At 67.5% G+C, this 23,560-nt stretch carries 22 protein-coding genes; 13 read left to right on the top strand and 9 right to left on the bottom strand.

Going from position 1 to position 23,560, the window contains the following annotated elements:
- Positions 1–70: 70 nt before the first annotated feature.
- Positions 71–991 carry a bifunctional helix-turn-helix transcriptional regulator/GNAT family N-acetyltransferase gene (locus AC2A1N_RS03880; RefSeq protein WP_242889941.1) on the bottom strand — a complete coding sequence of 307 codons (921 nt, stop codon included), beginning with the start codon at positions 989–991 and terminating at the stop codon, positions 71–73.
- 280 nt (positions 992–1,271) lie between these two features.
- On the opposite strand from AC2A1N_RS03880, the gene AC2A1N_RS03875 reads away from it, so the two are divergent.
- Both AC2A1N_RS03875 and AC2A1N_RS03870 read left to right on the top strand, forming a co-directional pair.
- Entirely contained in the window at positions 1,272–3,830 is a 2,559-nt protein-coding gene (locus tag AC2A1N_RS03875; RefSeq protein WP_241776733.1) for a TonB-dependent receptor plug domain-containing protein, read from the top strand.
- Positions 3,831–4,035: 205 nt separating this feature from the next.
- Positions 4,036–6,558 carry a PepSY domain-containing protein gene (locus AC2A1N_RS03870; RefSeq protein ID WP_154351491.1) on the top strand — a complete coding sequence of 841 codons (2,523 nt, stop codon included), beginning with the start codon at positions 4,036–4,038 and terminating at the stop codon, positions 6,556–6,558.
- A 44-nt stretch (positions 6,559–6,602) separates the two neighbouring features.
- Here AC2A1N_RS03870 and AC2A1N_RS03865 read toward each other — a convergent pair whose 3' ends face one another.
- On the bottom strand, positions 6,603–9,191 hold the full coding sequence (locus AC2A1N_RS03865) for a methyl-accepting chemotaxis protein (protein ID WP_242889939.1): 2,589 nt from the start codon (positions 9,189–9,191) through the stop codon (positions 6,603–6,605).
- A gap of 202 nt (positions 9,192–9,393) precedes the next feature.
- Here AC2A1N_RS03865 and AC2A1N_RS03860 point away from each other — a divergent pair, with 202 nt between their 5' ends.
- Together AC2A1N_RS03860 and AC2A1N_RS03855 are read left to right on the top strand one after the other, a co-directional pair.
- A complete protein-coding gene (locus AC2A1N_RS03860; protein WP_242889937.1) occupies positions 9,394–10,233 on the top strand; it encodes an arylamine N-acetyltransferase family protein in 840 nt (279 codons plus the stop codon).
- A 272-nt stretch (positions 10,234–10,505) separates the two neighbouring features.
- Positions 10,506–11,222 carry an ABC transporter substrate-binding protein gene (locus tag AC2A1N_RS03855; protein ID WP_242889935.1) on the top strand — a complete coding sequence of 239 codons (717 nt, stop codon included), beginning with the start codon at positions 10,506–10,508 and terminating at the stop codon, positions 11,220–11,222.
- Here the strand turns inward: AC2A1N_RS03855 and AC2A1N_RS03850 are convergent.
- Complete coding sequence (locus tag AC2A1N_RS03850) at positions 11,206–12,117, bottom strand: LysR substrate-binding domain-containing protein (protein ID WP_032954576.1); 912 nt, start codon at positions 12,115–12,117, stop codon at positions 11,206–11,208. The genes AC2A1N_RS03855 and AC2A1N_RS03850 overlap by 17 nt on opposite strands.
- Before the next feature lie 98 nt (positions 12,118–12,215).
- Between AC2A1N_RS03850 and AC2A1N_RS03845 the strand changes: the two genes are divergently transcribed.
- Positions 12,216–12,359 (top strand): hypothetical protein, encoded by a 144-nt coding sequence (locus AC2A1N_RS03845; RefSeq protein ID WP_181357937.1) that lies wholly within the window; start codon positions 12,216–12,218, stop codon positions 12,357–12,359.
- Between the two features lie 7 nt (positions 12,360–12,366).
- On the opposite strand, the gene AC2A1N_RS03840 is transcribed toward AC2A1N_RS03845, so the two are convergent.
- A complete protein-coding gene (locus tag AC2A1N_RS03840) occupies positions 12,367–12,933 on the bottom strand; it encodes a GIY-YIG nuclease family protein (RefSeq protein ID WP_242889933.1) in 567 nt (188 codons plus the stop codon).
- A gap of 123 nt (positions 12,934–13,056) precedes the next feature.
- Between AC2A1N_RS03840 and AC2A1N_RS03835 the strand changes: the two genes are divergently transcribed.
- Positions 13,057–13,851, top strand: a complete 795-nt coding sequence (locus tag AC2A1N_RS03835) for a D-alanyl-D-alanine carboxypeptidase family protein (RefSeq protein ID WP_242889931.1) — start codon at positions 13,057–13,059, stop codon at positions 13,849–13,851.
- Between the two features lie 13 nt (positions 13,852–13,864).
- Here AC2A1N_RS03835 and AC2A1N_RS03830 read toward each other — a convergent pair whose 3' ends face one another.
- Positions 13,865–14,458 (bottom strand): TetR/AcrR family transcriptional regulator, encoded by a 594-nt coding sequence (locus AC2A1N_RS03830; RefSeq protein WP_024958370.1) that lies wholly within the window; start codon positions 14,456–14,458, stop codon positions 13,865–13,867.
- Positions 14,459–14,474: 16 nt separating this feature from the next.
- A complete protein-coding gene (locus AC2A1N_RS03825; protein ID WP_154351497.1) occupies positions 14,475–15,071 on the bottom strand; it encodes an NAD(P)H-dependent oxidoreductase in 597 nt (198 codons plus the stop codon).
- A 125-nt stretch (positions 15,072–15,196) separates the two neighbouring features.
- On the opposite strand from AC2A1N_RS03825, the gene AC2A1N_RS03820 reads away from it, so the two are divergent.
- Entirely contained in the window at positions 15,197–15,730 is a 534-nt protein-coding gene (locus tag AC2A1N_RS03820; RefSeq protein ID WP_005419691.1) for a hypothetical protein, read from the top strand.
- 33 nt (positions 15,731–15,763) lie between these two features.
- On the opposite strand, the gene AC2A1N_RS03815 is transcribed toward AC2A1N_RS03820, so the two are convergent.
- Positions 15,764–16,591 carry an isocitrate lyase/PEP mutase family protein gene (locus AC2A1N_RS03815; RefSeq protein ID WP_154351498.1) on the bottom strand — a complete coding sequence of 276 codons (828 nt, stop codon included), beginning with the start codon at positions 16,589–16,591 and terminating at the stop codon, positions 15,764–15,766.
- Positions 16,592–16,756: 165 nt separating this feature from the next.
- Here AC2A1N_RS03815 and AC2A1N_RS03810 point away from each other — a divergent pair, with 165 nt between their 5' ends.
- From AC2A1N_RS03810 to accC, 4 genes are all read left to right on the top strand, one after another.
- Positions 16,757–17,485 carry a DOPA 4,5-dioxygenase family protein gene (locus AC2A1N_RS03810; protein ID WP_061478162.1) on the top strand — a complete coding sequence of 243 codons (729 nt, stop codon included), beginning with the start codon at positions 16,757–16,759 and terminating at the stop codon, positions 17,483–17,485.
- A gap of 292 nt (positions 17,486–17,777) precedes the next feature.
- Entirely contained in the window at positions 17,778–18,221 is a 444-nt protein-coding gene (aroQ, locus tag AC2A1N_RS03805) for a type II 3-dehydroquinate dehydratase (protein ID WP_061478163.1), read from the top strand.
- A 59-nt stretch (positions 18,222–18,280) separates the two neighbouring features.
- The gene (accB, locus tag AC2A1N_RS03800; RefSeq protein ID WP_019660824.1) at positions 18,281–18,760 is read left to right on the top strand and encodes an acetyl-CoA carboxylase biotin carboxyl carrier protein; all 480 of its coding nucleotides are present in this window, start codon (positions 18,281–18,283) and stop codon (positions 18,758–18,760) included.
- Between the two features lie 10 nt (positions 18,761–18,770).
- On the top strand, positions 18,771–20,138 hold the full coding sequence (gene accC, locus AC2A1N_RS03795; RefSeq protein ID WP_049412937.1) for an acetyl-CoA carboxylase biotin carboxylase subunit: 1,368 nt from the start codon (positions 18,771–18,773) through the stop codon (positions 20,136–20,138).
- A 130-nt stretch (positions 20,139–20,268) separates the two neighbouring features.
- Here the strand turns inward: accC and AC2A1N_RS03790 are convergent, their stop codons facing one another.
- Together AC2A1N_RS03790 and AC2A1N_RS03785 are read right to left on the bottom strand one after the other, a co-directional pair.
- Positions 20,269–20,643 (bottom strand): hypothetical protein, encoded by a 375-nt coding sequence (locus tag AC2A1N_RS03790; protein WP_061478164.1) that lies wholly within the window; start codon positions 20,641–20,643, stop codon positions 20,269–20,271.
- Positions 20,640–21,605, bottom strand: coding sequence for a hypothetical protein (locus AC2A1N_RS03785; RefSeq protein WP_061478165.1), 966 nt, complete (start codon positions 21,603–21,605; stop codon positions 20,640–20,642). The genes AC2A1N_RS03790 and AC2A1N_RS03785 overlap by 4 nt, the downstream gene beginning before the upstream one ends.
- Positions 21,606–21,769: 164 nt before the next feature.
- Here AC2A1N_RS03785 and prmA point away from each other — a divergent pair, with 164 nt between their 5' ends.
- Positions 21,770–22,690 (top strand): 50S ribosomal protein L11 methyltransferase, encoded by a 921-nt coding sequence (gene prmA, locus AC2A1N_RS03780; RefSeq protein ID WP_061478211.1) that lies wholly within the window; start codon positions 21,770–21,772, stop codon positions 22,688–22,690.
- A 44-nt stretch (positions 22,691–22,734) separates the two neighbouring features.
- Positions 22,735–23,502, top strand: coding sequence for a DUF3426 domain-containing protein (locus AC2A1N_RS03775; protein ID WP_061478166.1), 768 nt, complete (start codon positions 22,735–22,737; stop codon positions 23,500–23,502).
- Positions 23,503–23,560: the final 58 nt, after the last annotated feature.

Genomic DNA, 23,560 nt, shown 5'->3' with positions numbered 1-23,560 from the left:
ACAACCTGCTGGAGAACGTCCTGCGCCGGCAGCATGCGGGTCCAGGCAGCATGCGCTGCGGCCGATCGCATCAGACCAGCGGGCGCGCCCACAGCTGGGACACCTGCGGCTGGCCGAACAGCTGTTCGTTCTGCTCTGCTATCAACTCGAAACCGGCCCGTTCGTACAGGCCGCGCGCGTCGGTGAGCGCGGCATTGGTCCACAGCACCATGCGCTTGTAGCCCACCGCGCGCGCGAAACTCATCGCCTCCTCCACCAGCCGCTGCCCGATGCCCCGCCTGCGCGCACTGGCATCGACGTGCAGCAGCCGCAGCTTGGCATTGTGCGCGTCGTGCCGGACCACGAACACCGAGCCCACCGCGGTGCCATCCAGTTCGGCGATCCAGCAGCGCTCGGTCTGCGGGTCATGCTCGCGCAGGTAGCGGGTGACGATGTCGGCCACCAGCGCTTCAAACTCCGCGTTCCACCCGAATTCGCGTGCATACAGCGCGCCGTGCTTCTGGATCACCCAGCCCATGTCGCCGGGACGGGGATCGCGTAGCACGCAACCCGACGATGCACCTCCCAGCAGCGCCTGGATGTGTCCCATCGCCTCCAGAAGGCGCTGGCATCCCGCTTCACTGATGCCTCCCAGCATGGCACCGATGCTTTCGCTGGACGCTGCATCCAGCTGTGCGAAGGCGGCGCGGCCCGCCTCGGTCAACACCAGCCGGTTCGCGCGCGCGTCCATCACCGATGGCTCGCGTTGAACCAGACCGCGCGCCTGCAGCCCGCTCAACAACCGGCTGAGGTAGCCCGCGTTGAGGTCCAGCTGATGGCCCAGCTGCGCAGCTGTGATGCCCTGGCCCGTCGCCAGTTCGAACAGCACCCGCGCTTCGGTGAGGGTGAAGTCGCTGTGCAGCAACCGCTCCTCGAGCACGGCGATCCTGCGGGTGTAGAAGCGGTTGAAGGCGCGGACCTGTGCAACGGGATCGGCAATGAGCGTAGACACGGGACATTCCTGATGGTTGCCTGAAGCACATACTACGTGCTTTCAGCATACATATGAGACTGTTCTGCGATCCATTCCGCGAGTTTGCACCTTAAATCGAAAGATCCGTTGCGGTACGGTTTACGTTCTGTTAATTCTACGTTTAGCGACCAGGGCCCTGGCTGCAAGGAGAACCAACAGGATGAACCACTGACCGACAAACCACTCAAATCGACTGCAGGGTGCATGCATGAAACACGGAATTCGCAGAAGTGTTCGGGCTCCAGACGCAATCACGCCCTTGGCATCCGCAGTAATGGTGGCCCTCGCCACCGCGCTGCTGTCCACCAGCCCCGCTGCATGGGCGCAGGACAGCAGCACATCGACGACGCCCGACGCGGCCACCACCCTGGATACCGTTTCGGTGCTGGGCAGCCGCACCAAACCGCGCACGGTGTCGTCGTCGGCGGTGCCGATCGACATCATCAGCGGTGAAGAGTTCCGCAACCAGGGCGCGACCGACGCCCTCGACCAGCTCAAGGTGCTGGTGCCTTCCTTCAACGTCAGCACGATTCCCATCGACGATGCGGCCAGCCTGGTGCGTCCGGCCAACCTGCGTGGCCTGCCGCCGGACAACACCCTGCTGCTGGTCAACGGCAAGCGTTTCCACCGCTCGGCGGTGATCACCTTCCTCGGCCATGGCCTCTCCGATGGTGCGCAGGGCCCTGACCTTTCGGTGTTCCCGTCACTGGCACTGGAGCAGGTCGACGTCCTGCGCGACGGTGCCGCCGCGCAGTATGGATCGGACGCCATCGCCGGCGTGCTCAACTTCGGCCTGAAGAAGCTGCGCGAAGGCGGTACTGCCGAGGTCTTCGCCGGGCAGTACTACAAGGGCGACGGGCTTACCACCCAGTACTCGGCGCAGATCGGCCTTCCGCTGACCGAGCACGGTTTCGCCACCCTGACGGCTGAGTGGCGCAAGGCCGACGACACTTCGCGCAGCGTGCAGCGCGATGATGCCGCCGCGGTGGCGGCGGCCGGCTACCCCGGGGTGAACGACCCGGCGCAGATCTGGGGATCGCCGAAGGTGGACGACGACCTCAAGCTGGTCGCCAACCTCGGCTACAACACCGAAAACGTGGAGTTCTACCTGTTCGGCAACTATGCCAAGCGCAAGGTGGACGGCGGGTTCTACTACCGCGACCCCACCGCGCGTTCGGGCGTGTACTCCAATGATGGGGGGGAGACGCTGCTGGTGGGCAACCTGACCGGCGTGGGCAGCTGCCCTTCCATCGCCCTGCGCGACGGCGCCGGCAGCCTGCTGCCCTACAGCACCGTAAGTGGCGCCGTGGGTGCGCTGCCGGCCAACTGCTTCACCTTCCTCTCCAGTCTGCCCGGTGGCTTCACCCCACGCTTCGGCGGCGAACTGGAGGACGCTTCGGTGTTCGCTGGCGCCAAGGGCACGTGGGGCCAGTGGTACTGGGACGTAAGCGGCTCCTGGGGCCGCAACGATATTGAATTCACCATCTACAACACCGTCAACGCGTCGCTCGGGCCTGACCAGCCGGCCGGGTTGCTGTTCCGACCCGGCGGTAACACCCAGACCGAAAAGAACCTCAACGTGGACGTAAGCCGGGACATACCGGCCAGCTTCAGCAGCCAGCCGCTGCGCCTGGCGATGGGCGCCGAATGGCGCGAGGAGAGCTTCAGGATCAGCCCCGGTGATGGCCCATCCACCGCCATCGGCCCGCTGACCGAACAGGGCTTCGCGCTTGGCTCCAACGGTTTCAATGGTTTCAGCACGCGCACCGCCGGCACCTTTGATCGCCGCAACTGGGCGGCCTATGCCGACCTGGAAGCCCAGCTCACCGACAAGCTGCTGCTGGCCGGTGCGCTGCGCTACGAGGACTACGATTCGTTCGGCAGCACCACTACCGGCAAGTTCACCGCGCGTTTCGACTTCAACGAGCACTTCGCCCTGCGCGGTGCCTACAACACCGGCTTCCGCGCACCGACTCCCGGCCAAGCCAACGTCAGCCAGATCAGCACCGTGTTCGGCGGCACCGCGCTGGAGGACATTGCCACGCTTCCGCCCACCAACCCGATCGCGCAACTGAAGGGCGCCCAGCCGCTCAGTCCGGAAGAGTCCAGGAATGTGTCACTGGGAGCGGTGTGGACCGCGGGCGACTGGCTGATCACCCTGGACGGCTACCAGATCAAGGTGGAAGACCGCATCGCGTTGAGCACCAGCTTTGCGGTCACCCCGGAAGAGCGCGCGGCGCTGGTGGCCGGCGGCAATGCGGAGGCCGCCTCCATTTCGCAGGTGACCTACTTCGGCAACGCCTTCGATACCACCACGACCGGCGTGGATCTGGTGACCAGCTTCAAGAGCGATCACTTCGGCGGGGTAACCACCTACTCGCTTGCCGCCAACTGGAACCGCACCAGGGTGGATCGCTACGACACCGACTTCATCGACGAAGCCCGCGTCTACAAGCTGGAGAAATCGCTGCCCAGGACCAAGGGCTACTTCAGCATCCACCACCAGCGGCAGATCTTCCATGCCAACCTGCGCTTCAATTACTACAGCAGCTGGTACGAAGACCATCTGGACAGCGGCGTGATCTCCGCCGAGGACGGGGGCCTGCCGATCTACGGCGGCAGCGCGCTGATCGTGGATGCAGAGGTGGGCTGGAAGTTCGATTCGGGCCTGTATTTCAGCCTCGGCGCGCAGAACCTGTTCGACCGCACGCCGGCCGACAACCCCTGGAGCGGGGTGGCCGGCGCGCAGTACCCCGTGCACTCGCCCTATGGATTCAACGGCGGCTTCTATTACGCGCGGGTAGGCTGGAAGTTCTGAGCCCTGCGTGAAGACCCGGGACGACAGCCAGGGAAGGCTGCGTCCCTGCGTCCAAGTACACCGCGACGGGGGCAGAGGCCAGGCACAGCCCGGCCTCTGTCCAACGGCTTGACCGCAGCCAACGCGCCACGGAGAATTCCGCGACTAATTCTCATTTGCTGTTGCGCAGGATGCGGGCGGCAGCCTCCCGGGCCCTCCTTCTTCGATGTTCAAGAACGTCCTGTTCCAACTGCACTGGCTGCTGGGCATCACCGCAGGTGCCGTCCTGGCCGTGATGGGCCTCAGTGGCGCCACGCTGTCCTTCGAGGACGAACTGCTGCGTGCCGCCAATCCCGGCTTTGCCGAGATCGCCGAGCACCATGCCGACGGGCAGCCTCCCCTTGCACTCAGTGAACTGGTGCCGCTGCTCCAGGCCGGCAGCGAACGCCCCCTGCAACGCCTGCGTATCGATGCCACCGGACAGCGGCCGTCGGTGGCGCGCTTTGCCGGTGGCAGGGAACACTGGGTGTACTTCGACCCGTACAGCGGTGAGCGCTTCAGCGCCCTGCGCGGCCAGGCGTTCTTCGACTTCGTCGAGGACCTGCATCGCCACCTTGCCGCGGGCGAACGCGGCAAGTGGATCACCGGCAGCTGTGCCATCGCCCTGCTGTTCTTCACCCTGTCCGGCCTCTACCTGCGCTGGCCACGACGCTGGTGGCACTGGCGCAGCTGGCTGGCAGTGGAGTGGAAACGCAGCGGGCGCGGCTTCCTGTGGAGCATGCACTCGGTAGTCGGCACCTGGGTGCTGCTGATCTACCTGATGAGTGCGCTGACCGGCCTGTGGTGGTCGTTCGACGGGTATCGCAGCGCGGCCAGCAAGCTGCTGGGCGTCCCACCGACGGCCAAGCACCAGGTTGCCACCGATGCGTCGCTGGACCTGCACCGCATTGAAGCCACGCTGTACGCGCTGCCGGGCGTGCGCGCCGGCTTCATTGACCTGCGCCTGCCGGAGAAGCCCGGACAGGCACTGAATGTTCGGGTGATGGCCGGTGATCCGTCGCAGCGCGGCGGCCACCACGATCGTGCGCATGACCTGCTGCAGCTCGATCCGGCCAGCGGTGCCGTTCTCGATGCCCGTCCGTACGCACGCCAGGGCGCGGGCGGACAGTTGGCCACCAGTGTGTTCGCGCTGCATTCGGGCAGCTACTTCGGTGTGCCCGGCCGCGTGGTGGTGATGCTCAGCAGCCTGGGCATGAGCCTGTTCTTCATCACCGGCTGGATGCTGTACCTGGACCGCCGCCGCAGCCAGCGTGCCGCGCGCGGGCTGCGCCAGGCGCTACCGATGCCGGCCAGCGATGCCGGCAACGCAGCGTGGCTGGTGGTGCATGCCAGCCAGAGCGGACTGGGCGAACAGCTGGCGTGGCGCGCGGCGGCACAGCTGCAGGCGGCCGGCCATGCGGTGCGGGTGCTGCCGCTGGCGCGCATCGATGCCGCGCTCCTGCTGCGTGCATCGAGCGCGCTGTTCGTGCTGAGCACCTTCGGCGACGGCGAGCCGCCCGATGCCGCCCGGCGCGCAGCGCGGCAGTTGCTGGCACAAGCGCTGGACCTTTCGGGCCTGCAGTTCGGCCTGCTCGCGCTGGGTGACCGCCAGTACCCGCACTACTGCGGCTTCGGCCGCCGGGTCGATGGCTGGTTGATCGGAAACGGCGCGCGTGCACTGTTCGAGCGCGTCGACGTCGATGCCGCCTCGGTCCCGGCGCTGCGCCGGTGGCAGCAGGAGCTGGGTGCGCTCACCGGCATCGTCACCGATGACAGCGTGCTGCCTGCGGCTACGCAGATGCATGAGTGGCGCCTGCTCGGCCGCGACCGCCTCAACCCTGGCAGCGTCGGCGGAGCCATCTGGCGTATCCGTCTTGCCGCACCGGCCGACGTGCAGTGGCAGGCGGGTGACATCCTGCACATCGCGCCCCGCCACAATGCCCAGCACGCCGGTGCCGTGCTGAAGGCGCATGGGCTGGATCCGCTGCAGCCACTGCTGGTCGATGGCCATCCGCGCACGCTGCTGGCGCTGGCCAGTGAACGCGAGCTGCCCGAGGCCGATGCTGCGCTGGCGGTGCAGGATGCCTGCCTGTGGCTGGCCGGGCTGCCGCTGCTGCCCAGTCGCGAGTATTCGATCGCCTCCTGCACGGATGATGGCGTGGTGGAGCTGGTGGTGCGGCTGGTGCATGACGCCTCCGGTCGAGCCGGGTTGGGCTCGGGCTGGCTGTCGTTGCATGCGCCGATCGATGCCGGCATCGTCGCCCGCGTGCATCGCAATCCCGGTTTCCATCGCGTCATTGGCGCGCCGATGGTGCTGATCGGCAACGGCACCGGCATCGCCGGGCTGCGCAGCCTGTTGCGCGAAGCCGCCCGTGCAGGCGAACACGGGCACTGGCTGTTGTTCGGCGAACGCCAGCGTGCGCACGATTTCCTGTTCGCTGACGAGATCGAAGCGTGGCAGGCCGATGGCCATCTCGCCCGGTTGGACCTGGCGTTCTCGCGCGATGGCGACGGCGGTTATGTGCAGGATCGCCTGCAGGCGGCCACCGGAACGCTGCGCGACTGGATGCAGCGCGGTGCGGTGATCCATGTCTGCGGGTCGTTGCAGGGCATGGCCGAAGGCGTGGACCAGGTGCTGCGAACCGCGCTGGGTGATGAAGCGGTGGAAACGCTGCTGGAAAACGGGCGCTACCGCCGCGACGTGTATTGATTCCTGCCGCCGAACGCTGGTGTGAGCCGAGCATGGGCTCGGCTCTACAGTGTTCCTGCAGCCGATGTAGCGCCGAGCCTACGCTCGGCTGACCAGGCCGCTGCGGCGCGCGGCTGCGGCATCGACTGCAAACGGAATGCGCCCACCGCTTCGGCCAGGGCACGCACCTGGACCTGCATCTGCGCCGTGGAGGCACCGGCCTCTTCCACCAGGCTGGCGTTACGTTGGGTGCTGGCTTCCATCTGCACGATGGTCTGGTTCACCTGTGCGATGCCGGCATGCTGGTCCTGCGACGCACTGCGGATACCCGCCAGCAGCTCGGCCAGCTGCTGCACGCTGCCGACGATTTCGCCCATCGTGGTGCCGGCCTGTTCGGCCTGCTGGTTGCCCTGTCCCACACGCGCCACCGAATCCTCGATCAGGCCCTTGATCTGCTTGGCCGCCTCTGCGCTGCGTTGTGCAAGCAGGCGCACTTCCGCGGCCACCACGGCGAAACTGCGGCCCTGCTCACCGGCACGCGCCGCTTCCACCGCCGCATTCAGCGCCAGGATGTTGGTCTGGAAGGCGATGCCGTCGATCAGCTGGGTAATGTCGCCGATCCGCCGCGATGCCTCGCTGATGCCCTGCATGGTCGCCACCACCTGGCCGACAGCCTCGCCGCCGCGCTGCGCCACCGCTGCCGCACCCTTGACCAGCGCGTCGGCACGGCCTGCGGCATCAGCATTGCGACCGACCGTATCGGTCAGTTCGTGCATGGAAGCGGCGGTCTCTTCCAGGTTGGCGGCCTGCTGCTCGGTGCGCTGTGACAGATCTTGATGACCGGCAACGATCTCGCCAACGCCGGTATCGAGACTGGAGGTGGCGTGCTGGATGCGGGTGACGATGCGGCCCAGCTGCGCGACCGTCGCGTTGGCATCATCGCGCATGCGCGCGAACACGCCCTGCAGCTCACCCTCCATGCGCGCGCTGAGGTCACCACGAGCCAGCGCGGCCAGCAATGCCTGCAGGTCGCCGAGGTTGGTTTCAAACGTCGCCAGCAGGCGGTTGATGCTGGTCGACAACGTGCGCACGAAGCCCTGCTTGCCCTCCAGCGCGATGCGACCGTGCAGGTCACCGTGTGCTGCAGCATCGACCAGCGCAGCGACCTCGGTTTCCAGCAGGGTCTCCAGCGCTCGACTGCGCCATTCCACCGCTACGCCGAGGAATTGCCCGTCATCGATGACGGGGTTGGCAATCAGCTGGTAACGCGTGCCGGCATGGCCGATCTCGCGCTCTTCGCGCTGGCGCACGCCGGCCAGGCTGGCCAACGCCGGATGCAGGCGTACCGCGTCGCTGCCCACCAGCGCCTCGTTCCGCAGGTCAAGCAGCTGCAGCAGTGCCGGGTTGGCGTAGGCGACCTGCCCTTCCGCATCGATCACCATCAAACCGGTCTGCGCACTGTCCAATGCCTGGCGCACCCGGGTGTTGCCGCGCGCCACGGCACGCTCGGTCTCGATACGCGCGCGCAGGCGCTGCTGCATGTCGACCAGGCGCTGGGCCAGTTGGCCGATCTCGTCGTTGGCGTTGTAGACGCGCAGGGTGGTGTCCAGGCGGTCGTCGGCGATGTCGCTGGCGAAGCGCAGGGTGTCACGGATCGGCTGGCGCACTGCACGCAGCACCAGCACGAGGCTGGTGATCAGCACACCGGCGACCAGCAGCACGGTCAATGCAAACAGCACGCTCATCGTGCGCGCACCAGCCTGCTGGCGGGCCTGGGCACGGGCCAGTGCCGCGGCCTGTGCCTGCTGGAATGCGGCCAGCGCAGGCGCTACGCCCGCAGCGGTATCCAGCAGCGACTGCGCTTCCACATCCAGGCCGACACGGGCAGCGGTATACCCCAGCAATGCGGCCTGATACGCCTCCATTCCGGTGCGCAGGGTGTCCTGCGCATCCGCGGGCAGGCCCGCCAGCGCGAGATCGAACGGCAGCTTTTCTTCGCTGGCGCGGTCGGCGTGGGTGGAATCACCGTCGAGCAGCAGCAGTGCCTCCTGCCGCCGCATCTTCTGCAGGGACAACGCCAGCGCATCCCGCTGCTGCGCATCCACCTGCCCCTGCAGCGTGTCTGCAGCCTGTTGCAGCTGCGCGGCGAGGCCGGCCTCACCACGGCCCATCTCGTCGACCCGTTCGAACAGGGCGGCAACACCCTGCGAGAACGCGCCTGCAGCTTCGGTCAACGCCTGCAGGGCCTTGCGCCGGCCGGCATCCATCGGCATCGTGCGCAGCGCCTGCAGATCGTCCTGCAGCGCCTTTTGCGTGGCCAGCAGCTGCGCGCGGTCGGCATCATCGAAACTGCGTGCATACTGGATCTGCAGGCGGCGCGCTTCGGCCACCCGCGTGGCCAGGCGCGCGGCGAGGTCACTGCCGCGCTGGTAGCTGGCCTGGCTGCGCGCAGCCTGCGTGCTGGCATGCCCGGTCCAGGCATAGACGGCGGCGATTGCGACCAGTCCCAGGCCACAGACCCACAAGGTCGCCTTGAGCTTGTTGGCTACGCTCAGCCGATGCGGTTGCAGCCACAGCAGCAGGCCGGAGGACGCCGGGCGCAGCGCCGCAAGCCGCGTGCGCAGGGACCGGAGGTGGGAGACAACGGCCGACATGACAGACTCCAGGCAGAAAGACGCACCTGTATCGGCCGGATTCAAGGCAACTTTAGAACTTTCGTCGTCCTGGCCCAGCGGTGACGGGCGGACGCGGCCTTTGTACCGGGTGCAGGCGACGCTGGCGTGACACGACCAGCACCCTTGACCTCAACCCCGGTTGGGGGAGCACAGTGGACCTCCCCTCCCGCCCGGTGCCGCCATGACGACGCTCGATGTCCCCCGCTACCTGCAGCGCCTGCAGCTGGATGCACCGCCACCGCTGACGCTGGCCGGCCTGACCCTGCTGCAGCAGCGCCACAACGCACTGCTGCCGTTCGAGACCCTCAGCTGCCTGCTGCGCGATGCGGTACCGATCGACCTGGACAGCGTGCAGCGCAAGCTGCTGGACGAGCGCCGTGGCGGGTACTGCTTCGAACTCAATGGCGGCCTGCTGGCGCTGCTGCAGGCATTGGGCTTCGATGCGCAGCCATTGAGCGCGCGCGTGCTGCTGGCTGCCCAGGACGGCGAGCTGACCGCACGGACCCACCTGCTGCTGCGCGTGCAGGTGGATGGCGATGACTGGCTGGTGGATGCCGGTTTCGGCAGCCTGACCCCGACCGTGCCGCTGCGGCTGCATGATCCGCAGCCGCAGGCCACGCCGCACGAACGCTATCTGCTGCAGCGGCTGCCTGGCGAGGGGGACTTCGTGCTGTCCGCCGAATCCGGTGACGGCTGGCGGGCGATGTACCGTTTCGACCTGCACGTGCCGGCACCGATCGACAACGTGGTGGGCAACTGGTACGTGTGCACCCATCCCGACTCCAGCTTCCCCGGCCAGCTGCGCGCGTCGCTGACCGGGCCACATTGGCGACGCACTATCGGCAGCGGCAACTACACCGAGTACCGCCCCGGCCAGGCACCGGACAAGCGTCCGCTGCACGATGTTGCCGACGTGCGCGACGTGCTGCAGCAACGCTTTGGCATGCAGTTGCCCGAAGACCCGCGGCTCGATCCGGCGATCAACGACTGGCTGCAGCGCTCACGCGCCGCGACCTTGTAGAGCCGAGCCCATGCCCGGCTGAGCTTGGGCGGCTGGGTCAACAGCAGCCGAGCATGGGCTCGGCTCTACGGAACCGCGCGCGCCTGCAACGCAATCCGGTTGCCTTCACTGTCGCAGATCCCGGCCACGTTCCAGGCTCACCTCCAAGTCCATGCCCACACCTGCGGCCTCGTCGGCAAACGGAAGGTAGGCCATCCTGCAGTCGTGCAGCATGACACCCCTTGCAGGGCAGTGCTGGCATGCTGGGTGCCCCTTTCCTCGCGGAGTCCTGCATGTCCCTGGCCGATCACCAAAGTGCGCTGGCACCGCAGGGCTTCCTGCGCGTGGCGATCAACCTGGGCAACCCGGTGCTGGCGCAGGGCGATGCGCACTCGCCGCGCGGACCGTCGGTGGAGCTGGCCGCGACATTGGCGCAGCGCCTGGGTGTGCAGGCACGCTTCACCTGTCACGATGCCGCAGCCTCGGTGGTCGCTGCGGCAGGCGAAGACGGCTGGGATCTGGCCTTCCTGGCCATCGATCCGGCACGCGCCGACCGCATCGCCTTCAGTGCTCCGTACGTGGAGATCGAAGGCACCTATCTGGTGCGCGAGGACAGTCCCGCGCAGCAGGTGACCGACCTCGACCGCGAGGGGCTGCGCATCACGGTGGGCCGCGGTGCAGCCTACGATCTGTTTCTCAGCCGCGAACTGCGCCACGCCACGATCGAACGGGCCGAGTCGTCGGCGGCTGCGATCACCCTGTTCGATCTGCAGCGCCTGGATGCCGCCGCCGGCGTGCGCCAGCCGCTGCAAGCATGGGCGCGGGCGCATCCCGGCCACCGCGTGCTGGCCGACCGTTTCACCGCGATCCAGCAGGCGGTGGCGGCGCCGGCATCCCGCCCCGCCGACGCGCTGCAGGCGCTGTTCGAGGAAGTGGAGGCGATCAAGGCCGGCTCGCTGCTGGAGGAGGCGTTCGCGCGCGCCGGGCAGGCGGTCACGCTGGTGCGATGAGTGTAGCGTCCGCCATGTGCCGCACGTGTTCGGCAGCCTGCGCGTGCAGCCAGTCGCGGAAGGCAAGAAAGCCGCGGTGGCGGGCCGAACGCTGCGGGTAGACCAGCCAATGCGGCCAGGCGGTTTTCAGGCGCAGGTTGGACAGCGCAACCAGTTGGCCGGAATCCAGCAACAAGCGCGCCCGCGTCACCCGCCCCAGCGCCACGCCCACCCCGTCCAGCGCCGCACGGTGGTGTGCCTCCGAATCATCCAGCACCGCTACGAAGCGCGACGGCGGGGTCTGCCCGCTCAACGCGAACCAGGCCCCCCACGCGCCATCGGGGTCCCCCAGCAGTGGCCACTGGTTCAGTGGCACCCGGTCGATCCCTCCCATGCGTTCGATCAGCGCCGGGCTCGCCATTGGCAGCAGCCACTCGTCGAACAGCGGCTCAACCACCAGGCCCGGCCACTGCCCGCTGCCCAGCCGCAGCGCGGCGTCGAACTGGCGCTGCCGCTCGAAATCAATCAGGCGCTCACTCGACTGCAGGTTGATCTCGATCTGTGGGTGCTCAGCCACGAAATGACCCAGGCGCGGCACCAGCCACGCCGACGCCATCGACGGCACCGCACTGATCGTCAGCACGTGCTCGGCGCGGGCCGCATAGGGCTGGAAGGCTTCGTTGATCGCATCCAGATGCGGGCCGACCTGGTCGAGCAGGCGCTGCCCCTCCAGGGTGAGGGCGACGCCACGCGGTTGGCGGACCAGCAGTGGCTGCCCGAGCCGCTCTTCCAGCTGGCGCATCTGATGGCTGAGCGCACTGACGGTCAGATTCATCGACGCCGCTGCCCGTGACAGGTTGCCCAGCCGCGCGGCGGCCACGAAACCCTGCAGGGCATGAAGGGGCGGACGGGACATCAGGCTTGAATTCCTCTCAAGGCATGCTTGCGGAAATGTCGCTTTTTGCCCGCCCATGCTGCCCGTATCGTGCAATCCACTCAAGTGGAGGCACGCTCATGAACATCTTCGGCAGCCTGTTGTTCCTGCACGGCCATGTGGCCAACACCGAGCTGGCACGCCAGCTGGCCAGCCCGTCCACCGCCGCCCCTGCGTGCGCGGCGCAACCGGCCACGCCGGTTCAGCAGCCGGGGACCCGTTGAACGCGGCTCAACCTGTATACCAGCGTTGGACGTATTCAGGCAGCCAGGGCATTGGATCGATATCCAGTGCCCGGCAACCGTCGAGCGTGTCACGCAGCACGCCCTCACCGGGGCCACCGGGAATCCGCAGGCCTTCTTCTTCCGGAAGCTGCACCACGGCCCAGTCGTGCAGCCGGTCCATGCGCAGGCGCATCGCCGCCTGCAGCCATGCCTTCAGCGGGTAACAGCGATAGCCTTGTTCAGCCAACGCAGCAATTGCGAGCGACAAGGCCTGGTTGGCACCACGTACCCATTCAGTACGACCCCCAGCCTTGTGCTGGATCGTCATCGGTGCCGGTGCGCAGTGCGCCTTGAACGGCGAACGCAGCTGCAGCTCCAGATCACGTGCATCACGCTCGCCCTCCGCTTCCACCAGCGCACCGGCATCGAGGTCGAAGAACTCGAACCAGCGCCGATGCAATGCGCTGATGCGTCCGAGCGGATCACGTGAAAAGCCGATCTTCGCGTAGTCCTCCCACGCACACGGGAAGACGTAGGTAAAGACACGACCGTCGATGCGGATATCCGATTGCATGTGCGCAGGCTGCCTCCACCTCAGCCCGGGCGCAACCGTGCACGCTGCAGCGCTCCGGCAGTGCGGCTTCGTGCAGCCGGCACGAACTATTCTTGCTGACTGTCGCTGCCATCTCCGCCCGCCATGCCGTCTGCTGCGCCCGCCCCCCTACCGATTTCGTCCATCACCCTGGAAGCGGCAACTTTCGCGGTGGTCCATCAGCACAACGCGGACATCGCGCGGCAACCGGCCTCGCTGACCAAGCTGATGACCGCCTATGCGGCGTACGAATGCGTCGAAGAGAACGGAGGCGCGTGGGACGCAGCGGTCACCATCGCCGCCGAGGATGTGCACGCGGTGGCCGATGATGAAACGCGCATGGGCCTGGTGCCCGGCGAAACGGTCACGCTCGCACGCCTGCTGGAAGGGTTGATGATCGTCTCCGGCAATGATGCGGCGCTGGCGGTCGCGCGCCACCTGGACGGATCGCAGCCTGCGTTCCTGGAGCGCATGAACCGGCACGCGCGCCAGCTCGGCCTGCGCAGTACCTGGTTCGCCAGCGTATCCGGCATCACCACCCCGCACCATGCGTGCAGCGCGCGCGACATGGCAGTACTCGCCGCCTGCCTGCTGAACGATCATCCACAGATCCTGGCAGTCACCGCGCAGCGCGCGTTCGCGCATGGCAGCTTCAGCCGCAGCAACCAGAATGCGCTGCTTGGCGATGACGGCGTGGATGGCTTGAAGACCGGCTACACCCAGGCCGCAGGCTTCTGCCTGGCCGCCACCGCATGCCGGGCAGTGCCAGGGCGGGATCAGCCGGTACGCCTGATCACCGTGGTGCTGGGTTCTGAAAGCCGCGACGCGCGCGACGCACTGGTACGCGATCAGCTGGCGGCAGGATTCGCCACGCTGGCCAGCAGTACTGCCGGGGCCTGACTCCCGAAGCGGCTCAGCGACGCTTTACCGTCGCCACGATCAGCCGCTGCAGCTCGGCCTCGGCGTTGGTCTTGTCCAGCGCGCCGGCGGCCACACCCTCGGACAGGGTTTCAGCCGCACCAAGGATCGCCCAGCGTCCCGCCAGCGGCACCGAGCCATCGGTGGCGAACGGACCCAGCCAGGCATCGCAGTTGTCGATGAAGTCCTGCTGGTAACGCCGCCGCACTTCGTGCAGTTCCGGCGCGCCCACCAGCGCGGCGAGGATGCCCTGCACTTCACTGCCCTGGCTGAGGATGCAGTCGATGTAGCCGGAGGCAATGGCCGCCGCCCGGTCGGCCAGCTGCGCCCGGGCACGGCCGATACGCTCGTGGAATACCACCGTCTGGCGCCCGTCATAGTCATCGTAGAGCGCGGCCAGCAGGCCGTTGCGGGTCACGAAGTGATCGTAGGCGACCGGCTTGGTCACGCCCGCCGCCTCGGCCAGCCGACCCAGCGTCAACGCGTCGGTGCCTTCTTCGCCAACCAGCGCCCAGGCCACATCCAGCAACTGCCGGGCGCGTTGCTCGCGGGTCAATCGGCGGCGCGTGGGAGCGGCGTTGGCAGGCATCGGCGGAACACGGCGATCAGCGCATCGGAACACCAATTTTACGGCCGATCGCCAGCGCGGTCTGCAGATGCGCTTGAGCGGCACCGGTATCGGCGTCCAACAGCAGGTGGGACGACAGCACGCGTGCGCCGCAATAGTCGAAGATGCCCATGTCGATCTGCGTCCTCATTGCCGCGTCGTAGCCACGACGTTCGACCATGGCTGCGTCGGCGCCGCCCAAGCCGACCAGATGCACATTCAGGCGCTGCAGCTTCTTCACCAGCCTGCCCTGCGCATCCTGTGCGTAGGCCCAGTCGTTGGTGAACACACGGTCGATCCAGCCTTTCAGCAGCGCCGGGAACGACCACCAGTACAACGGGAACACCAGCACCAGCGTATCGGTGGCATCCAGCCGCGCGTGCTCGGCAGCGACATCGGCGGGTACCGCGCCGGTGCTGCGGAACAACGCCTGGTCCTGCGGGTTGAAGCGCGGATCGAAGCCTTCGGCCATCAGGTCGGCATAGGCCACGGTGTTGCCGGTGTCGGCCGCGGCAATGCCATCACCGATGCGACGCGCCATCGCGTGGGTCAGCGAACCGGGCTCAGGGTGGGCGATGACAATGAGGCTGTGCATGGGGATCTCCAGGAATCGATACCTACCAATGGTAAGTAACGATTCCGGGGAAACCAGCGCCACCGGTGGGACGCTGTTTTTGCGTCCAACGTATAGTGCAGCGATGCCCTGTGGGACATCCGGACATGGATCGACGCCTGCCCCTGACGATACTGACGCTGCTGCTGTCGCTGTTGCTGCCATCCGCCTTCGCGGGTGAACTCAGTCCCAGTGACGCGAAGGCCCTGCGCGAAGATGTGCGCGCCCTGATGACTGCCTACGCCCGCGGGGATGCGGACTTCCTCATCGAGCGCACGCATCCCAGCCTCAAGCGGCTGGCCGGCGGCGATGAGGCCTTCCAGGCGATCACCCGCGATGCGTTGAAGAAGCAGCACAGCGGCGGCGTGGTGGTCATCAGCGAGGACGTCGGTGTGCCGACCCGGACCTATGCGGCCGGGGAGGAAGAAGTCTGCTTCGTGCCACGCCAATCCCTGGTACGGGTGCGTGAAACCCCGATGCGCAGCACCACGTTCATGGTGGCCGTGCGCCGCATTGGCGGTTCCGGCTGGACGTATCTGGACGGCACGGGGCTGCAGGACAATCCGCGCCTGCTTCGCCAACTGCTGCCAGCGCTGGAACCCGGCGTGATCCTGCCCAAGCGGGAGATCGAGGCGTTGTAGTCGCCGGCCCTTCCCGCCATGCAGGGCGCGGGGCTACTGGAACAACGCGTTCAAGGCAGCCCCGGGCGCCGCCTGCTGCAGGCCATCGAAGCGTCCGTCCTGCACGATCGGCTGGGTCGCCTGCATCAGTCCACCCCACGCGGCACGCGCCAGCGCACCGCCCAGGCTGACCCGGCGAACGCCAAGTGCGGCGATGTCCTGCAGGCTCAGTACTGTGGGGCCAGCGACCAGCAGGTTCACCGGCTTGGAGCCCGCGGCGGCGACCACCGCACTGATCTGCTCGCGCGTACTGATGCCCGGTGCGTACAGCACATCGGCTCCGGCCTCGGCGTAGGCACGCAGGCGCCGCAGGGTATCCTGCAGATCCGGTACGCCCACGAAGAAGTTCTCCGCTCGCCCGACCAGCAGCACGTCGCCGCCCGCGCGGTCGATGGCCGCACGCGCCGCGCGCAGTCGCTCGACCGCCTGCTCGATGGGCCTCAGTGGTGCATCGGCCAGGCCGCTGGCGTCCTCGATCGACAACGCCGCAATGCCGGTATCGAGCGCCGCGGCCACCGCCTCCTCCACCGCCTGTGGCGTAGCGCCGAAACCATCACCGAAGTCGGCATTCAATGGCAACGGAGTCGCCGCCGCCATCAGTCGCAGGTGCTCCAGCGTGGCCTGCAGCGATACCGCGCCGTCCGGCCGCCCCTCACTCCAGGCGCAGCCGGCACTGGTCGTGGCCAAGGCCTGGAAGCCCTGCCGTTGCAGATAGCGCGCACTGCCGACGTCCCACGGATTGGGCAGCACGAAGCATCCCGCTGCATGCAACTGGCGGAAGCTGGCGCGCTTGCGCAGGGTGTCGGCATCAGGCGAGGCCATGGCGGGCTCCGGGGCGGCAGACCTGCACCCTAGCCCGCCGTTCGGTCGCGCTCAAGGCGACGAAGGCAGCCGTGCATGAAGTGATGCCGGCTGCTTATTGGACGCCACCGGCAGCCGTGCCCGAGCGTGAACGCCTGCCCCCACAATGCCGCCACGGAGCCCCTCATGCACCCGGACCCGCAGCCCCTCATCGACGCGGGCGACGATGACGCCCACTGGGCCGACCTGCTTTCGCCCGCCCGCCGGCGCCTGATCGCGTCGGCCGGCCTGGCCGCCGGCGGCCTGGCCAGCGCGTCCACCGCCACCGCCGCCGCGCGCGTCGGCAGCGCCGTGAACACCACCGAACCCGGGCGACCTGGCTTCCGCGCCATCGTTCCGCCAGCGTCCAAGGGCCGCAGCCCCTGGGGCCAGGCCACGGCCAGCGAACCGACCCCGCGCCCGGTCAGCGTGCGCCCCGGCGAGGCCACGTTGCCCACCGCCCCGCGCGCCTACACCGACATCAAGAGCTACCACGCCCATATCTATTTCGATGAGGACAGCTTCGAGAAGGCAGCCCTGCTGCGGCGCTGGGCCGCCGAGCGCTTCCCGGTGGAGCTGGGCAACTGGAACCTGGAGCCGCGTGGCCCGCACGTCACGCCCTCTTTCTACTTCGGCTTCACCAACGACCTGCTGCCGGTGCTGGTGCCGTGGCTGCAGCTCAACAGCCTGGGCCTGACCATCCTGATCCACCCCAACACCGGCGACGGTCGCGCCGATCACCTGTACTACGCGTTGTGGGTGAACCGCGCGCAGCCGGTGAACGCCTACAACTGGCCGGCGCCGCAACCGGGGGAACAGGAGCCGTTGGAGGAGGTATTCCCGAACGTGGTGCCGACGGTACCGTTGGAGACCTGAGCGATCGGCTGACAGGCAACTCCCTGGTAAGGGCACAGCGGCTGCGCCCTACGCCTCCTCATCCACACAGGGTGTGGCTGTGCCGATGAGCGGCCCGGACGTGATCGTCGGCCTACGTGCTCGCATCCACCGCAAGCACGCCGTTCAGCGCGCCTTGATCCAGCGCCCGCCGTACGGCGACAAGCCCTGCGGCGAATTTCAAACGGACGATTGAAACGTTGCAAACTTCGCCGAACTGGACAGCATCCGCCGGTTCCGCCAGACTGCCGCCCTTTCCCGTCTTCCGCATCCCATGGCGAAGCTGCTGGTCCTTCACGGCCCCAACCTCAACCTGCTCGGCACCCGCGAGCCGGAGGTGTACGGCCACACCACGCTGGCCGACATCGACCAGGCCCTGGCCGCGCAGGCATCCATTGCCGGGCACGCCGTGGAGAGCCTGCAGTCCAACGCCGAGCATGTGCTGGTCGACCGCGTGCAGGCTGCGCGCAACGACGGAACCGCTTTCATCCTGATCAACCCCGCCGCCTTCACCCACACCTCGGTGGCCCTGCGCGATGCGCTGGCAGCGGTGGCGGTGCCGTTCATCGAGATCCACCTGTCCAACCCGCATACCCGCGAACCGTTCCGCCAGCACAGCTACTTCAGTGACAAGGCGGTGGGCGTGGTGTGCGGCTTCGGTGCCGACAGCTACCGCTACGCGATGGACGCGGCGCTGCTGCGCGTATCCGCCACCTGATTGTCGACCCGGGCGCCCACGGCGCTCTCCTCACCTAGATAGAAACCAAAGAGGCCCTCATGGATCTGCGCAAAATCAAGAAGCTGATCGACCTGCTGGAAGAGTCGAACCTGGCTGAAATCGAAATCAAGGAAGGCGAAGAGTCGGTGCGCCTGTCGCGCGCTCCGGTCGCTGGTTATGCCGCGCCGGTCGCAGCTCCGGTGTACGCCGCCCCGGCGGCGCCGGCGGCGCAGGCGATGCCGATGCAGTCGCCGACCGAAGCGTCCACCGGCGGCACCGCCAAGCCGGGCCCGGCGCTGCCGGAAGGCCATGTGCTGCGCTCGCCGATGGTCGGCACGTTCTATGCCTCGTCCGCCCCGGACAAGCCGGCCTTCGTCACCGTGGGCCAGCAGGTCAAGGAAGGCGAAACCCTGGCCATCATCGAAGCGATGAAGATGTTCAATCCGATCGAAGCCGACACGTCCGGCACCATCGTCGCCATCCTCGGCGAGAACGGCCAGCCGGTGGAGTTCGACCAGCCGCTGTTCGTGATCGGCTGAGGGGCGCGCCATGCTCGACAAAGTCGTCATCGCCAACCGAGGGGAGATCGCGCTGCGCATCCTGCGCGCGTGCCACACCCTCGGCATCCGCACGGTGGCCGTGCATTCCACGGTCGACCGCAACCTCAAGCACGTGGCCATGGCCGACGAGTCGGTCTGCATCGGTCCGGCGCCGTCGCCGCAGAGCTACCTCAACATCCCGGCACTGATCGCCGCCGCTGAAGTCACCGACGCCCAGGCCATCCACCCGGGCTACGGCTTCCTGTCGGAGAACGCCGACTTCGCCGAGCGCGTGGAAGAGTCGGGCTTCATCTTCATCGGCCCCAAGGCTGACACCATCCGCATGATGGGTGACAAGGTCGAAGCCATCCGCGCGATGAAGGCCGCCGGCGTGCCGTGCGTGCCCGGCTCGGGCGGCCCGCTGGGCGAGGACATCGTCGCCAACACCAAGATCGCCCGTGAGATCGGTTATCCGGTCATCATCAAGGCGGCCGGCGGTGGCGGTGGCCGTGGCATGCGCGTCGTGCACGCCGAAGCCTCGCTCAAGACCTCGATCGAAACCACCAAGAGCGAGGCCAAGGCCGCGTTCGGCAATGGCGAGGTCTACATGGAGAAGTTCCTGGAGAACCCGCGCCACGTGGAGATCCAGGTGCTGGCCGACGGCCAGGGCAACGCCATCCACCTCGGCGAACGCGACTGCTCGATGCAGCGCCGCCACCAGAAGGTGGTGGAAGAAGCACCGGCACCGGGCATCACCGCCGAACAGCGCGAGCAGATCGGCAAGGTATGCACCGAAGCCTGCATCCGCATCGGCTACCGTGGCGCGGGCACGTTCGAGTTCCTGTACGAGGACGGCCGCTTCTACTTCATCGAAATGAACACCCGCATCCAGGTGGAACATCCGGTCACCGAAATGGTCACCGGCATCGACCTGGTGGCCGAGCAGCTGAAGATCGCCGCTGGCCAGAAGCTGTCGATCAAGCAGAGTGACGTGGTACTGACCGGCCATGCCATCGAGTGCCGCATCAACGCCGAAGATGCTGAGACCTTCGTGCCGAGCCCGGGCACCATCACCGGCTTCCATCCGCCGGGCGGCCCCGGCGTGCGCGTGGATACCCACATCTACAGTGGCTATCGCGTGCCGTCCAACTACGACTCGATGATCGGCAAGCTGATCGTGCACGGCCCGGACCGCGAAACCGCCATCGCCCGCATGCGGGTGGCGCTGAGCGAGATGGTGGTCGATGGCATCAAGACCAACATCGCCCTGCAGCAGCGGATCATGCGCGACAAGGGCTTCCAGGCCGGTGGACAGAACATCCACTACCTGGAAAAGCGCCTTGCCGAGCGCAAGAACAAGCCGATCGCGCTGACCTGATCGTCACCCGATGCTGGACATGGAAAGGGCGGGGATATCCCCGCCCTTTTTTTGTTGCTGTAGAGCCGAGCCCATGCTCGGCTTGCTGGAAAGCTCAGCCGAGCGTGGGCTCGGCTCTACAGCCGGCGCATCAGCGCTTGTCGGCCACGTCGGCCGGAATCTGCGAATTGGCCAGCGGCCGCACGCCATTGGGCGAGGTCGGATCGACGATCACCATGGTCTCGGTCGAGCCATCCGGCCACACTACCTGGAAGGTGCTGCCAGCCGGCAGTGAAGCGAACGGCATGCCCGTCTGCGCGCGATAGACCGCAGCGACCTGGCTGGCGCCGGCGCGGCGCACGTCTTCCTGCGCCTTCACCGTGGTCAGTTCCACCTTCGACAGATGCCGGTACCGATCCTCGTAGGTATCGATCATCAGCAGGCCGACCGCACCGGCAGAGTAGGCCACGAACAGCACCACCCAGAACCAGAACTTGGCCCCATGCAGGAATCGACGGTAATTCATCGCCCGTCCCTCTTTCCAATCAATCGCTTGATCCATTCCTTCATTTTCCCAGCACCTTGCCGCGATACCGCAGCGTCATACACGAAATCCCGGAAATCCTGCGCTCCATCCTGCGAACAGATCCCTCCGTTCGCACAAAAACTGTTGACCAGCACGCTGTCCGCTCCACACGGTAGACCGAGTTCGCAGGCCGCAAGCCGCCATGCAAGCTCACTGAGCTGTTCGCCCGCCACCAGGCCGTCGAGTGCGCTGTCACCGGCGGCACGCACGCCCATGCCCGGCGCGATCGCCATATAGGCCTCCGGGTCACGCGAAGTGCGCACGCGTTCGACCAGGTCGCGGCGGTACTCGGCACTGTCATGCAACGGCTCACCCTCGGCGAACAACGATGCTTCTGCGGCGAGGTTGCCCTGCGCGGCCGCCTTGCGGCGTTCGGCCAGCACCAGCGCAGCGCCCAGCTTGTCGCCCGGAACGAAGCCGCCACACCGCTGCGCCACGCGCTCGCGGGCCTCGATCATCGCCGGCGCCACGGTCAGGCCCAACCCGCTCAACACGTTGTTGTCCAAGCGGTAGCCACCCGGATCGAGTGCGTACTGCGCGCAATAGTCATACACGCGGCTGAGCATCCAGCGCGCTTCATGGTTACCTGTATCGGCCTGCACGCGCAGTCGCTGGGCGTAGGCGTACAGATCGCTGGCGTCTTCGATGTCGGCGCGGAGGTCCAACGGCAGGCCCGACGGCAGCGTGTTGCCGCGCTCGACGGTGGCCAGCCGGCGCGCCAGGGCTTCCGGCACCACCGGCAACGCCGCTCCGCTGTCGCGGCTGGCCACGACGGTCGGCAGGTCCGGCGACGGTGATGCCACGCCCGCCGCATGGCCGCTGGCCCGGTACCCGGCCACGCCCAGCACGGCCACCGCCGGCAGCACGAGCAACCAGGTTTTCAGGGTCGGGGCGAAAGCCATCGGCGGCGGTGAGCGTTCACGGCGCACAGGAAAGTGCCGAGTTTAGCAAGGCCCGGCAGGCCTGTCTGAACTGCCCCCGTTCATCTCAAGGTGGCATCTCACGCGATACGGAGACGCTCCGATGGTCTAGCATGGCCCCCTTTCCCGTGATTGCCCCCACCGCCATGCCGTTCCTGGAACTGACCCTGCGCTGCACCGAAGCCACCCAGCCCCGCTATGAAAATGCGCTGGAGGACGTCGGCGCACTGGCCGTGACCCTGCTCGATGCCGAAGCCGACACCAGCAACGAACAGGCCATCCTCGAACCCGGCGTGGGTGAAACGCCGCTGTGGGACACCCTGGTGCTGAGCGCACTGTTCCCCGCCGACAGCAATGCGCTTTTGCTGCTGGCCGCGCTGGAATCGTTCGATCCGGAACTGGACTGGAGCAACGGCAGTTTCCGCGCCGTCGAGGATGAAGACTGGGAACGCGCCTGGCTGGACCAGTTCCAGCCGATGGATTTCGGCAGCCGTACCTGGATCGTGCCGTGGAACCATGAACTGCCGGACGCCGCGCAGGCCGCCGATGCCGCCGTGGTGCGGCTGGACCCGGGCCTGGCCTTCGGCTCGGGCACCCACCCGACCACCGCCCTGTGCCTGCGCTGGCTGGACCAGCTGGCCGTGGACGGCCAGTTGCAGGGCCAGCGCGTGCTCGACTTCGGCTGCGGCTCGGGCATCCTCGCCCTGGCCGCGCTGAAGCTGGGTGCCGCCGAAGCGGTCGGCGTGGACAACGATCCACAGGCGCTGGTCGCCACCGCCGACAATGCCGAGCGCAACGGCGAGCAGGCGCGCATGCACGTGTACCTGCCGCAGGACGAACCGGTCGCCACCTACCCGATCGTGGTCGCCAACATCCTTGCCTCGGCACTGGACGCGTTGGCCGAGCTGCTGGCCGCGCGCGTCGCTGCCGGCGGCCGCATCGCCCTGTCCGGCATCCTGCATGGCCAGGAAGGCGAACTGCTGCAGCGCTACGCCGCGTGGTTCGACGACCTGCAGGCGACCCAGGATGGCGACTGGATGCGCATCACCGGCGTACGCCGCGCCTGATCGTGATTGAATGACCGCTGGATCCGAGCCCGCACCCTCTGAGCATGTCCGAGCCGAACCCGCCGCGCCGCCCCTTGGCCACCTTCCTGCGCCCCGCGTCGGAAGGCGAGGCTGCACCTGCGACCGATTCACGCACGCCCGACCCGGCGATGCAGGACATCCCGCCAGCCCAAGCCCGCGCCCCCCTCGAAGCGGCGCTGCCACCGATGGCGGAAACGCGACCGAGCGATGACATCGTCAACCCCGACGAAGCGGCCGTGATCGAACCCGTCCTTGCCGTTCCGGCCCCGCAGGCCGTGGCTGGGGATGCACCCAGTTTCCTGGGCACCTCGCGGCCACGCGCACTGCCGACGCCACGCTGGCACTGGGGGCTGGTCGCCGGACTGGCACTGCTGCTGGTCCTGCAGAGCGTGCTGGCCGATCGTGCGCGACTGGCCGCCGACGCCGGCAACCGCGCCTGGCTGGGCGCACTGTGCGGCGTATTGCGCTGCAGCCTGCCGGCCTGGCATGAACCCACCGCGTTCACCATGACCAGCCGCGAGATCCGCCCCCTGCCGGGCCAGGCCGGCGTACTGCAGGTGCAGGCCAGCATCCGCAACGATGCACGCTGGGCACAGGCCTGGCCGGATCTGCGCCTGTCGCTGTCTGACGCCGATGGCCGGGTGATCGGCAGCGGCGTGTTCGTACCGGCGCAGTACCTCGGCGAGAACCCCGGCGCGGCCGTGCTGGAACCGGGCCAGAGTGCACGCATTGCGTTCCGCGTGCAGGAACCCGCCGCATCCACCGTCGCATTCACCTTCGACTTCCTCTGAGCAGGATAGAGGCGACCAGCCGTGGCAGGTCGGGCACGCTCGCGCTAGACTGGCCGCC

The sequence above is a fragment of the Stenotrophomonas maltophilia group sp. SKK55 genome, assembly GCF_057179845.1.
This window is presented reverse-complemented; position numbering and strand designations above follow the sequence as displayed.

What these genes read in the sequence shown, in the direction of transcription:
- AC2A1N_RS03790 (WP_061478164.1), bottom strand. Translation starts at nt 20,643, where the DNA reads ATGAATTACCGTCGATTCCTGCATGGGGCCAAGTTCTGGTTCTGGGTG.
- AC2A1N_RS03845 (WP_181357937.1), top strand. Translation starts at nt 12,216, where the DNA reads ATGAACATCTTCGGCAGCCTGTTGTTCCTGCACGGCCATGTGGCCAAC.
- AC2A1N_RS03865 (WP_242889939.1), bottom strand. Translation starts at nt 9,191, where the DNA reads ATGTCGGCCGTTGTCTCCCACCTCCGGTCCCTGCGCACGCGGCTTGCG.
- AC2A1N_RS03830 (WP_024958370.1), bottom strand. Translation starts at nt 14,458, where the DNA reads ATGCCTGCCAACGCCGCTCCCACGCGCCGCCGATTGACCCGCGAGCAA.
- prmA (WP_061478211.1), top strand. Translation starts at nt 21,770, where the DNA reads ATGCCGTTCCTGGAACTGACCCTGCGCTGCACCGAAGCCACCCAGCCC.
- AC2A1N_RS03820 (WP_005419691.1), top strand. Translation starts at nt 15,197, where the DNA reads ATGGATCGACGCCTGCCCCTGACGATACTGACGCTGCTGCTGTCGCTG.
- AC2A1N_RS03810 (WP_061478162.1), top strand. Translation starts at nt 16,757, where the DNA reads ATGCACCCGGACCCGCAGCCCCTCATCGACGCGGGCGACGATGACGCC.
- AC2A1N_RS03835 (WP_242889931.1), top strand. Translation starts at nt 13,057, where the DNA reads ATGCCGTCTGCTGCGCCCGCCCCCCTACCGATTTCGTCCATCACCCTG.
- AC2A1N_RS03855 (WP_242889935.1), top strand. Translation starts at nt 10,506, where the DNA reads ATGTCCCTGGCCGATCACCAAAGTGCGCTGGCACCGCAGGGCTTCCTG.
- AC2A1N_RS03785 (WP_061478165.1), bottom strand. Translation starts at nt 21,605, where the DNA reads ATGGCTTTCGCCCCGACCCTGAAAACCTGGTTGCTCGTGCTGCCGGCG.
- AC2A1N_RS03775 (WP_061478166.1), top strand. Translation starts at nt 22,735, where the DNA reads ATGTCCGAGCCGAACCCGCCGCGCCGCCCCTTGGCCACCTTCCTGCGC.
- AC2A1N_RS03850 (WP_032954576.1), bottom strand. Translation starts at nt 12,117, where the DNA reads ATGTCCCGTCCGCCCCTTCATGCCCTGCAGGGTTTCGTGGCCGCCGCG.
- AC2A1N_RS03860 (WP_242889937.1), top strand. Translation starts at nt 9,394, where the DNA reads ATGACGACGCTCGATGTCCCCCGCTACCTGCAGCGCCTGCAGCTGGAT.
- AC2A1N_RS03840 (WP_242889933.1), bottom strand. Translation starts at nt 12,933, where the DNA reads ATGCAATCGGATATCCGCATCGACGGTCGTGTCTTTACCTACGTCTTC.
- accC (WP_049412937.1), top strand. Translation starts at nt 18,771, where the DNA reads ATGCTCGACAAAGTCGTCATCGCCAACCGAGGGGAGATCGCGCTGCGC.
- AC2A1N_RS03815 (WP_154351498.1), bottom strand. Translation starts at nt 16,591, where the DNA reads ATGGCCTCGCCTGATGCCGACACCCTGCGCAAGCGCGCCAGCTTCCGC.
- accB (WP_019660824.1), top strand. Translation starts at nt 18,281, where the DNA reads ATGGATCTGCGCAAAATCAAGAAGCTGATCGACCTGCTGGAAGAGTCG.
- aroQ (WP_061478163.1), top strand. Translation starts at nt 17,778, where the DNA reads ATGGCGAAGCTGCTGGTCCTTCACGGCCCCAACCTCAACCTGCTCGGC.
- AC2A1N_RS03870 (WP_154351491.1), top strand. Translation starts at nt 4,036, where the DNA reads ATGTTCAAGAACGTCCTGTTCCAACTGCACTGGCTGCTGGGCATCACC.
- AC2A1N_RS03825 (WP_154351497.1), bottom strand. Translation starts at nt 15,071, where the DNA reads ATGCACAGCCTCATTGTCATCGCCCACCCTGAGCCCGGTTCGCTGACC.